Source organism: Stackebrandtia sp., assembly GCF_035643755.1.
Taxonomy (GTDB): Bacteria; Actinomycetota; Actinomycetes; order Mycobacteriales; family Micromonosporaceae; genus Stackebrandtia.
The window spans coordinates 1-10,370 of sequence record NZ_DASQPW010000069.1; the positions used below are offsets into that span (position 1 = coordinate 1).

At 68.9% G+C, this 10,370-nt stretch carries 11 protein-coding genes; all 11 read left to right on the forward strand.

All coding sequences use genetic code 11. The annotated features are described in order from the left end of the window. The first annotated feature begins 6 nt into the window (after window positions 1-6). Window positions 7-1,074 (forward strand): phospho-N-acetylmuramoyl-pentapeptide-transferase, encoded by a 1,068-nt coding sequence (gene mraY / locus VE172_RS04970; RefSeq protein ID WP_349258262.1) that lies wholly within the window; start codon window positions 7-9, stop codon window positions 1,072-1,074. Between the two features lie 6 nt (window positions 1,075-1,080). Then, window positions 1,081-2,448: a UDP-N-acetylmuramoyl-L-alanine--D-glutamate ligase gene (gene murD, locus VE172_RS04975; RefSeq protein WP_324798027.1), complete on the forward strand. Its 1,368-nt coding sequence runs from the start codon at window positions 1,081-1,083 to the stop codon at window positions 2,446-2,448. Between the two features lie 4 nt (window positions 2,449-2,452). Then, window positions 2,453-3,724, forward strand: a complete 1,272-nt coding sequence (gene ftsW / locus VE172_RS04980) for a putative lipid II flippase FtsW (protein ID WP_324798030.1) — start codon at window positions 2,453-2,455, stop codon at window positions 3,722-3,724. Next, entirely contained in the window at window positions 3,721-4,836 is a 1,116-nt protein-coding gene (locus VE172_RS04985; protein ID WP_324798033.1) for a UDP-N-acetylglucosamine--N-acetylmuramyl-(pentapeptide) pyrophosphoryl-undecaprenol N-acetylglucosamine transferase, read from the forward strand. Before ftsW ends, VE172_RS04985 begins: the two co-directional genes overlap by 4 nt. Window positions 4,837-4,844: 8 nt before the next feature. Further along, a complete protein-coding gene (gene murC / locus VE172_RS04990; RefSeq protein WP_324798035.1) occupies window positions 4,845-6,251 on the forward strand; it encodes a UDP-N-acetylmuramate--L-alanine ligase in 1,407 nt (468 codons plus the stop codon). Window positions 6,252-6,261: 10 nt separating this feature from the next. Then, entirely contained in the window at window positions 6,262-6,951 is a 690-nt protein-coding gene (locus tag VE172_RS04995) for a cell division protein FtsQ/DivIB (protein ID WP_324798038.1), read from the forward strand. A gap of 165 nt (window positions 6,952-7,116) precedes the next feature. Beyond that, window positions 7,117-8,256 carry a cell division protein FtsZ gene (gene ftsZ, locus VE172_RS05000; RefSeq protein ID WP_324798042.1) on the forward strand — a complete coding sequence of 380 codons (1,140 nt, stop codon included), beginning with the start codon at window positions 7,117-7,119 and terminating at the stop codon, window positions 8,254-8,256. After that, on the forward strand, window positions 8,253-8,999 hold the full coding sequence (locus VE172_RS05005; protein WP_324798044.1) for a YggS family pyridoxal phosphate-dependent enzyme: 747 nt from the start codon (window positions 8,253-8,255) through the stop codon (window positions 8,997-8,999). Before ftsZ ends, VE172_RS05005 begins: the two co-directional genes overlap by 4 nt. A 60-nt stretch (window positions 9,000-9,059) precedes the next feature. Beyond that, complete coding sequence (locus tag VE172_RS05010; protein WP_324798049.1) at window positions 9,060-9,629, forward strand: cell division protein SepF; 570 nt, start codon at window positions 9,060-9,062, stop codon at window positions 9,627-9,629. An 11-nt stretch (window positions 9,630-9,640) separates the two neighbouring features. Beyond that, window positions 9,641-9,940: a YggT family protein gene (locus VE172_RS05015; RefSeq protein ID WP_349258263.1), complete on the forward strand. Its 300-nt coding sequence runs from the start codon at window positions 9,641-9,643 to the stop codon at window positions 9,938-9,940. 84 nt (window positions 9,941-10,024) lie between these two features. Continuing rightward, window positions 10,025-10,370: DivIVA domain-containing protein (locus tag VE172_RS05020; protein WP_324798054.1), on the forward strand; the 346-nt coding region annotated here is incomplete at its 3' end.

Consider the following 10,370-nt stretch of genomic DNA (forward strand, 5'->3'; position numbering starts at 1 on the left):
GCGTTCGTGGCCTTCACGGTTTCCCTGTTCTTCACCCCCCTGGCCGCCAAGTTCTTCCGGCGACTCAAGGCCGGCCAACCCATCCGCACCGACGGTCCCCAGACCCACCTGGGCAAGAAGGGCACCCCCACCATGGGCGGCGTGGTGTTCATCGGCGCCACGGTGCTGGCCTACCTGTCCGGCCACGCGGTCCTGGCCGCCCTGCCCGAGGGCTACAACCGGCCCCAGGGCTTCACCGCCACCGGAATCGTCCTGTTGGGACTGTTCGTGTGCATGGGCCTGGTCGGCTTCGTCGACGACTTCCTCAAGGTGCGCCGCAAGAACTCCGGCGGCCTCAACAAGCGCGGCAAGCTGGTGGGCCAGATCATCGTGGCCGGGGTCTTCGGCTGGGTCGCCTTGTACTACACCGGTTCCATCAAGCTCACCGTCGCCAGCGACCGGCTGTCCTTCGTGCGCGACATCGACTGGCTGCAGCTGTCGCGGATCGGCGCGGTGGTGATGTTCATCTTCGTCGTCATCGCCACCTCCAACGGCGTCAACCTCACCGACGGACTCGACGGCCTGGCCACCGGGGCGTCCATCATGGCGCTGTCGGCCTACGTGGTGATCGCGTTCTGGCAGTACCGCCACTGGTGCTACGGCGAGCACCCCGCCAACTACTGCTACATGGTGCGAGATCCATTGGAAGTGGCGCTGGTGGCCGGGGCCGCCGCCGGGGCATGTTTCGGCTTCCTGTGGTGGAACACCTCTCCGGCCCAGATCTTCATGGGCGACACCGGAGCGCTGGGGCTCGGCGGCCTGATCGGCGGGCTCGCCCTGGCCACCAAGACGATCATGCTGCTGCCGATCCTCGGCGCCCTGTTCGTCATCGTGACCTTCTCGGTCATCATCCAGATCACCTCGTTCAAGCTCACCCGCCGACGAGTCTTCCGCATGGCCCCGCTGCAGCACCACTTCGAGCTGGCCGGCTGGAGCGAGGTCAACATCGTGGTGCGCTTTTGGATCATCGCCGGCATCGGCGTGGCCATCGGCCTGGGCCTGTTCTACGCCGACTTCCTGAAAGTGGTGGGTTGATCGCCGGTGAGCAGGTACGTCGTCGCTGGAGTGGGACTGTCGGGAGCGGCCAGCGCCAAAGCCCTGGCCGCCAAGGGATTCGATGTCGTCGTCTACAACCGTGACGACAACGCCGACGTCGACGCGCTGCGCCCCGTCGCCGACGCCGTCTACACCGGCGAGGCCATCGACGCGTCCATGCTGGACGGCGTCGACGCGGTCGTGGTGTCGCCGGGCATCCCGCCGCACCATGCTCTTCCGCGGGCCGCGGCCTCCCGCGGCATCGAGGTCTTCAGCGAACCCGAGCTGGCCTGGCGGCTGCGCGGCGCCGACGCCGCGCCGTGGCTCGCGGTGACCGGGACCAACGGCAAGACCACCACCGTCACCATGCTGGCGTCCATATTGTCCGCCGCCGGGCTGCGCTCTCGGGCCCTGGGCAACATCGGACAACCCCTGGTGGAGGCCGTCGACGGCGACTACGACGTGCTGGCCGTGGAGCTGTCCAGCCAGCAGCTGCACTGGTCGTCGCGGCTCACCCCGCGCGCCGGCGCGCTGCTCAACCTGGCCGACGACCACCTGAGCTGGCACGGCGACTTCGACGCCTACTCCCAGGCCAAGACCGCGATCTGGCGCGGCGACACCAATGTGGGCAACCTGGACGACGCCCTGGTGACCACGCTGCTGGAGTCCGCGCCCGGCACCCACATCGGGTTCACCCTGGGCATCCCGGCCGTCGGGCAGTTCGGCATCGCCGACGGCAGCCTCCTCGACCACTCGGGCGACACGCCGGTCGAGCTGTGTCCCGTCGACGAGGTCAACCCGCCCGGGCTCCACAATGTCGCCAACGCGCTGGCGGCGTCCGCCCTGGCCCGCTCCTTCGGCGTTCCCGCTTCGGCGGTGCGCCAAGGACTGCGCGACTACCAGCCCGAACCCCACCGCAACGTCCACATCGCCACCGTCGCCGGAGTCCGCTACGTCGACGACAGCAAGGGCACCAATCCACACGCGACGGCCGCCGCGATCGCCGGATACGACCGGATAGTCTGGATCGCCGGCGGGCAGTTGAAAGGGGTGGACGTGAATCAACTGGTGGAAGCGGCGGCGCCGCGGCTGCGGGGGGTCGTCGCGCTGGGGGCCGATCGCGCGCGGATCATCGAGGCGGCGCACAGCCACGCCCCCGGCGTACCGGTGGTCGACATCGCCGGCACCGACCCCGAGGTCATGTCCGAAGTGGTGAGCGCCGCCGCGCGGATGGCCGAACCCGGCGACGTCGTGCTGTTGTCGCCCGCCGGGGCCTCCTACGACATGTTCACGGGCTACCCCGACCGCGGCCGCCGCTTCGCCGCCGCGGTGGCCACACTGGACTCCACGGTCTCGCCCCGCGCGGCGCGGTGACGCCATGACGACCTCGGCGGCCAAGACCCCCGGATGGATGGGTTTTCGCGGACTCGGCGCGCTGCGCGGGCTGTTGAGCCGCCCGCTGGCGTCCTACTACCTGCTGCTGGCCTCCACCGGGCTGCTCCTGGTGATCGGCCTGGTCATGGTGTTCTCCGCGACCATGGTGCGGGCCTACGAGATCCACGGCAACGCCTTCGCCTCGATCTCGAAGCAGACGATCTGGGCGCTGGTCGGGCTGTTCGCCTTCTGGGTGGCGCAGCGGCTTCCGGTGCGCACCTACCAAAAGCTCGGCCGCCCCATGCTCGTGGTGGGCTGCCTGCTGATGGCCGTGCTGATGATCTTCCCCTCCTCCGGCAGCGGCGCGCTGCGCACCGAGGGCCTGTGGATCGACCTGGGCCCGGTGCAGTTCCAGCCCTCGGAGCTGATGAAGTTCGCGTTCCTGCTGTGGGCCGCCGGGGTCCTGGTGAAGGCCGGACCCAAGATCGGCCTGTGGCGGGAGCTGGCGGTTCCGCTGTTCCCGGTGGCCGCGGTGGTGTTCCTCCTGGTGGGCTACAGCGACTTGGGAAGCATGCTGTGCCTGGTGGCCATCTTCTTCGGTCTGATGTGGACGGCCGGGGTGCGGCTGCGGATCTTCGCCGGAATGCTCGCCATGGCCCTGGCGGGCGTCGCCGTGCTGGCCGGGGTGGCCAGCTACCGTATGGAGCGCATCGTGTCCTTCGGCAGCCCGCAGGACTACGCCAACGGCTGGGGCTACCAGGTGATCCAGGGCTACTACGCCATCGCCGACGGGGGCTGGTTCGGCGTCGGGCTGGGGGAGAGCCGCCAGAAGTGGGACTGGCTTCCCAACGGCCACAATGACTTCATCTTCGCGCTCATCGCCGAGGAGCTCGGCGTGGTGGGCTGCGCGGTGGTGCTGGTGCTCTTCATGGTCCTGGCCTACTCCGGCTTCCGCATCGCCTACCGGGTGCAGGACCCGTTCCGCCGCCTGGCGGCCGCCGGGCTCACGGTGTGGATCTCGGTGCAGGCCATCATCAACATCGGCGGGGTCATCGGCCTGCTGCCCATCACCGGCCTACCGCTACCGTTGATCTCCGATGGCGGCACCGCCCTGGTGGTCGTGTTGGCGGCCATCGGGATGCTGGCGTCGTTCGCGCGCGCCGAGCCCGACGCCGCCCGCGCCCTGCGGGCCCGAAACCCCCGGCGGGTGGTGCGCGTCCTGTGGGCGCCGCTTCCGCCGCGTCCGTCCAGCAACCGAAAGAGAGGCACGAGTTGAGTCGACTGGGATCGGTGGTCCTTGCCGGTGGTGGCACCGGCGGCCACGTCTATCCGCTGCTGGCCTTCGCCGACTGCCTGCGCCGCCACGATCCGGACGTGACCATCACGTGTCTGGGAACCACGAAGGGACTGGAGAACGACCTGGTGCCCGCCGCCGGCTACGACCTGCGGATCGTCCCGGCCCACCAGCTTCCCCGCAAGCCCAACATCGACCTGTTGAAGACGCTGCCGCGCATGGCGCGCGCCACCAAGGTCACCCGCGGCGTCATGGACGAGGTGGAAGCGGACGCCGTGGTCGGCTTCGGCGGCTACGTCTCGGTGCCCGCCTACCTGGCGGCCTGGCGCCGCAAGACCCCGATGGTGATCTTCGAGTTCAACGACCCCGTCGGGGTGGCCAACCGGCTCGGCATGCGCTTCGACCACACGCTGGCGGTGGGCTTTCCCCATCTGCCGCAACAGGTCCCGGCGCTGAAGGACGGCACCGTCACCGGCGTGCCGCTGCGCACCGCCATCTCGCATCTGGACCGCGACGCGCGCCGCGCCGAGGCCCGTGCCCACTTCGGACTCGACCCCGACCGGCCCACCCTGTTCGTGTTCGGCGCCTCGCAGGGCGCCAACTCCATCAACCAGGCCGTGGCCGGCGCCGCCAAGGCGCTCACCAACGCCGGAACCCAGGTGCTGCACGTGATCGGCGCCCGCCGCGACGAGCCGGTCGAGATCCCCGGTGACCTGGCCGCGCCGTACGTCACCATGCCGTTCCTGCGCGAGATGGAGCTCGGCTACGCCGCCGCCGACCTGGTGCTGTGCCGCGGCGGCGCCATGACCTGCGCCGAGGTGGCCGCGGTCGGCCTCCCCGCCGTCTACGTGCCCCTGCCGTGGGGCAACCGCGAGCAGTACAAGAACGCCGGGCCGGTCGTGGCCGCCGGCGGCGGGCTGTTCTGCGACGACGCCGACATCTCCCCACAGTGGATCGAGCGCGAGCTGATACCGGTGTTGCAGGACAAGCCGAGGCTGGCCGACATGGGTGCCTGCGCGGCCGCCTTCGGGCGGCGCGACGGCGACGAGGCGCTGCGCCGGCTCACCCTGGAAGCGGTGGGGGCGAGCGAATGAGTCATCCGATGGCGTCCCCCATCGACGACGGCGTCACCGCCGAGGACCTCGGCCACGTGCTGTTCATCGGGGTCGGCGGCGTCGGCCTGTCCGGGCTGGCCCGGTTGTACGCCACCCGGGGCCTGCCCGTCACCGGCAGCGAGCTGCACGACTGGCCGTCCCTGAAGGACCTGGCCGCGCTGGGCGTCACGATCCACCGCGAACACGCCGTGTCCAATCTGGACGGCATCGACACCGTGGTGCGCTCCACCGTCCACCCCGACGACCACCTCGAGTTGGTCGAGGCCCGCGGGCGGGGTCTGCGGATCATGCACCGCTCCGAGGCGCTGGCCGCCGCCATGACCGGCAAGAAGTCCATTGTGGTGACCGGCACCCACGGCAAGTCCACCACGACCGCGATGATCATCGACATGCTGAACCACTGCGGCCTGGACCCGTCCTTCGTCAACGGCGCCGAATCGGTGGCCGACGGGCGCAGCGGCGCGCACGGAAGCGGCGAGTACTTCATCGCCGAGGCCGACGAGAGCGACCGCTCCTTCCTGCGGTACCGTCCCCACATCGCCGTACTCACCAATGTGGACGTCGACCATCTCAACACCTACGGCACCATGGAGGCCCTGGAGGACGGCTTCGCCGACTTCCTGCGCGGCACCGACGCCGACGGCGCCATCATCGCCTGCGCCGACGACGCCCGCGCCGCCGCGCTGGCCCGGCGGATGCGCGACGAGGGCCGCGAGGTCCTCACCTACGGCACCGCCGCCGACGCCGACCTGGTGCTGCGCGACTTCGCCACCGACACCCGCGGCGTCGGCTACTCGGCGACCTACCGGGGCCGCGACCTCGGCGAGTTCCGCGTCGGCGTCCCCGGCACCCACCTGGGGCTCAACAGCGCCGCGGCCCTGCTCACCGGGCTGCGCATGGGCATCGACGCCGAGGAGCTGCGCAAGGGGCTGGCCGCCTTCGCGGGCTTGCGCCGCCGCTTCGAGCTCACCGGAACCGAGGCCGGCGTGCGGGTCTACGACGAATACGCCTACCACCCGACGGCGATCAAGGCCGCGATGTCCACATTGAAGGAACTCGCCGCGCCCGGCCGCCTCCTCGTGGTCTTCCAGCCGTACCGGGTCTACCGCACCCGCGACCTGCGCGCCGAGATCGCCGAGGGCCTGGCCATCGGCGACGAGGCCGTCGTCATGGAGGTCTTCGGCCCCGGCGAGGAACTGCCGCCCGGCGACGGCGGCGTCGCGCTGTGCGAGGCGATCGGGCTGGACGCCGACCACAAGCACTTCATTCCCGAATGGAGCGACGTGCCCGCGGCGGTGAAGCGGCTGGCCGGCCCCGGCGACGTGGTCGTCACGATGGGCGCGCCGCCCATCTCGCTGATGCACGTCGACATCCTCAACGCCCTGAGGCAGTAAGGCGAGCGCCATGGCTCAAGCTACCGACAAACGGCCCTCCCGCGCGCGGCGCTGGTGGACGATCGGTCTGTCGGCCGTGGTGCTGGCGGCCGGCGGGCTCGGCCTGGTGTACGGCGGCGTCTTCGACGTGGAATCGGTGCAGGTCAAGGGGACCACCTTCACCAAGAACGCCGACATCATCGACGCCGCGCGCATCCCCAAGGGCACCGCGCTGGCGTCGGTCGACGTGGACGGCGCCGCCGCCCGCGTCGCCCAGGTCCCGGAGGTCCGCGACGTCGCGGTGGACCGGTCCTGGCCGCACACGGTCGTCATCACGATCACCGAACGTAGCGGGCGACTCGCCGTACCAACAGATAAGAAATTCACCCTGGTGGATGAAAAGGGCGTGGCGTTTCGCACTGTCGCCAAGCGACCGGCCCACACCGTGTTGGCCACACTGGAGCATCCCGGGCCCGACGATCAGGCCACCACCTCGGTGCTGACCGTCCTTTCGGCACTGACACCCGAATTGAAGAACCGGCTGGTGAAGATCACCGCGAAGACGCCCGGCTCCATCACGCTGCGGTTGAAGGGCGGCAGATCCGTCTTCTGGGGGGACGACTCCCGATGCGCCCGAAAGGCCGAAGTCGCGACCGTCCTCGTGAAACGATCCGAGAAACATTTCGATGTCAGCGCGCCGGATGTTCCAACAGTGAGCTAAGTTGAATCGGTGTACCCGCGTCAATTGGTGGGATTATGGACAACATCGGCGACACGCCGGGAGCCTTCCGCGGTGACGCGGACCGCACGCCATACTGAAGCGGCACCCTCCACAGCGCACAAATGACGGCACTGGGCAAGCGGCGAGGAAAGGACAGGGGAGCACATGACACCACCGCACAACTACCTGGCAGTCATCAAGGTCGTTGGTGTCGGCGGCGGCGGTGTCAACGCCGTCAACCGCATGATCGAAGCGGGACTCAAGGGTGTGGAGTTCATCGCGATCAACACCGACGCACAGGCGCTTTTGATGAGCGACGCCGATGTCAAACTGGACGTCGGCCGCGACCTGACCCGCGGTCTGGGGGCCGGCGCGAATCCCGAGGTGGGCGCCAAGGCGGCCGAGGACCACCGCGACGAGATCGAAGAGGTGCTCAAGGGCGCCGACATGGTGTTCGTGACCTGCGGGGAGGGCGGCGGAACGGGAACCGGTGGCGCCCCCGTGGTCGCTAACATCGCCCGCAAGCTGGGTGCGCTGACCATCGGCGTGGTGACCCGCCCGTTCACCTTCGAGGGCAAACGCCGCCAAACCCAAGCGGTGCAAGGCATCGAGGACCTGCGCAACGAGTGCGACACCTTGATCGTCATCCCCAACGACCGTCTCCTGCAGACCGGTGACCGGGGTATCACCATGATGGACGCCTTCCGGCTCGCCGACCAGGTGCTGCTGTCGGGTGTCCAGGGCATCACGGACCTGATCACCACGCCGGGCATGATCAACCTGGACTTCGCCGACGTCAAGAGCGTGATGAGCGGCGCCGGCTCGGCCCTGATGGGCATCGGCAGCGCCCGCGGCGACGACCGGGCGGTCGAGGCCGCCAAGGCGGCGATCGCCTCCCCACTGCTGGAACAGAGCATGGAGGGCGCCCGGGGCGTGCTGCTGTCCATCGCCGGCGGCAGCGACCTGGGGCTGTTCGAGATCAACGACGCGGCCGAGCTGGTCAGCGACTGCGCCCACTCCGACGCCAACATCATCTTCGGCGCCGTCATCGACGACGCCCTGGGTGACGAGGCACGGGTGACGGTGATCGCGGCGGGCTTCGACACCGAGGAGTCGGCGTTCTCGATCCCCGAACCCATCCACATCGCCAAGCCGGCCGACCCGGTGGACGAGAAGCCCACGCCCGACACCACATCCACCGGCTCGACCCACGGGCTGTCCGGCGGCGGTTCGTCCTCCTCGTCCAGCCGCAAGGTGCTGTTCGACGACGTCGACGTTCCCGACTTCCTGAAGAACGGTTCGTGAGCCGGGCCGACAGCACCCGTGACGCCGCGTCCCAGCGGCGGCGGCAACTGGCGGTCAACCTGGAAGCGGCCCGCGCCGAGATGGCCGCGGCCTGCGCCGACGCCGGCCGCGACGCGTCCGAAGTGGACCTGGTGGCCGTGACCAAGCACTTCCCGGCCTCCGACGTGTGCCACCTCGCCGCGCTCGGCCTCACCGACATCGGCGAGAACCGCGACCAGGAGGCCGCGGCCAAGGCCGCCGTGGTGGCCGAGGCCGGCGTCGACGTCCGGTGGCACTTCGTGGGTCGCCTGCAGCGCAACAAATGCCGCTCGGTGGCCGGTTACGCGCACCTGGTCCACTCGGTGGACCGTCCGCCGCTGGTCGCGGCGCTGGACGCCGCGGCGCGCGAGCGGCGCGACATCCCGCTGGGGGTCCTCATGCAGCTGAGCCTGGACACCGCGCCGGGCCGCGGCGGGGTGGACGCCGACGGCGACGAGGAGCTGGCCACCGCGATCCTCGAAGCCCGCGGTCTGCGGCTGCGGGGCGTCATGGCGGTGGCGCCGCTGGGCGCCGATCCGCGTCCGGCCTTCGAAGATCTGGCGCGCCGCGCCGAGCGAGTTCGCAAGCTCGCTCCAGAAGCGACAGTGGTGTCCGCGGGCATGAGCGGCGACTTCGCCGCGGCCATAGCCTGCGGTGCCACTGTCATTCGATTGGGTACCAAATTGCTCGGGCAACGGGACAATCTCGGGTACCCTGTCGGCTAAGAATATGAAACACATCGCTGTAATTCGGCGACACCGTTCACCGGGAGGGAGCAGAAGTCGATGGGCGCTATGCGTAAGGCGGGCGTCTGGCTCGGCTTGATCGAAGATGACGAGGATCGTCAGTTCGACGAATTTGACGACTCCGATGAGTTTGACGATCGTGCCGACCGCGCCAGCAGTGGTCAGTCACGGGTACGCCGGCTGGACCGCACCGACCGGAGCCCCGAACGCTCCAAGGTGCGCCATCTGTCGCGTCCGTCCTCATCGGTCACGTCGTTGACGCGCGACAACCTCGCTCTCGCCCCGGAGCCGATGTCTCGGGAACGCCCGGTGCTGGTCACCGACAACCCGGACTACCGGATCACCACGGTGCACCCCACGACATACAACGAGGCCCGAACCGTGGGCGAGGCATATCGCGACGGCACGCCGGTGATCATGAACCTGACGGAACTCGACGAGGCCGATGCCAAGCGCCTGGTCGATTTCGCCGCGGGACTGGTCTTCGGCACGCGTGGTAGCTTCGACCGCGTCACCAACCGGGTGTTCCTGCTCTCTCCGGCGAACATCCAGGTGACGGCCGAAGACAAGGCGAGAATCGCCGATGGCGGGTTCTTCAATCAGAGTTAAGCGAGTCACTTCTGGTGAATACACTGTGGCAGGTTTTGTACCTAGCGTTGTACATCTTTTACCTGTTGCTACTGGCCCGTCTGGTTTTCAGCGCCGTGATGCGTTTCGCGCGGCGCTGGGATCCTCATCGCACCACCGCTATCGCGCTGGAACTCGTCTTTTCGGCCAGCGATCCCCCCCTGAAAGGGTTGCGTCGGATCATCCCGCCGCTGCGCCTTGGTACGGTGAGCATTGACCTCGCGTTCATCGCGCTATTGATAGCTGTCATGGTGGTAAGGATTTATGTCGTGGCTCCGCAAATGGTCGGGTAGCACCTGATGTTTGACGGATTCACATACGCTGAGGCAAAACACAGCGGCCCCACCGGGCCGCGAAGAGACTTGTAGGAGTTTTCGATGCCGCTGACCCCGGCCGATGTGCATAGCATCTCGTTCAAGAAAGCCCCGATTGGCAACCGCGGCTACGACGAGGACGAAGTAGACAATTTTCTCGACGAGGTGGAGCGGGAGCTCGACCGGCTCATCGAGATCAACAACAAGCTGAGGGCTCAAAACGATCAGCTGGCGTCCGGAGCTTCACCGCAGGCCCTTGACAACGCCGAGCTGGTCGCCGAGTTCGAGCGTCTGCAGCACGAGAAGGCCAAGGCCGAGCAGGCCGCCGCCGACGTCGCCGACGAGCTCGCCGAGCTGCGCCGCCAGCCGCCGGCCGCCGCCGGTCCCGCCGCGGCCGGACCCGAGGGCG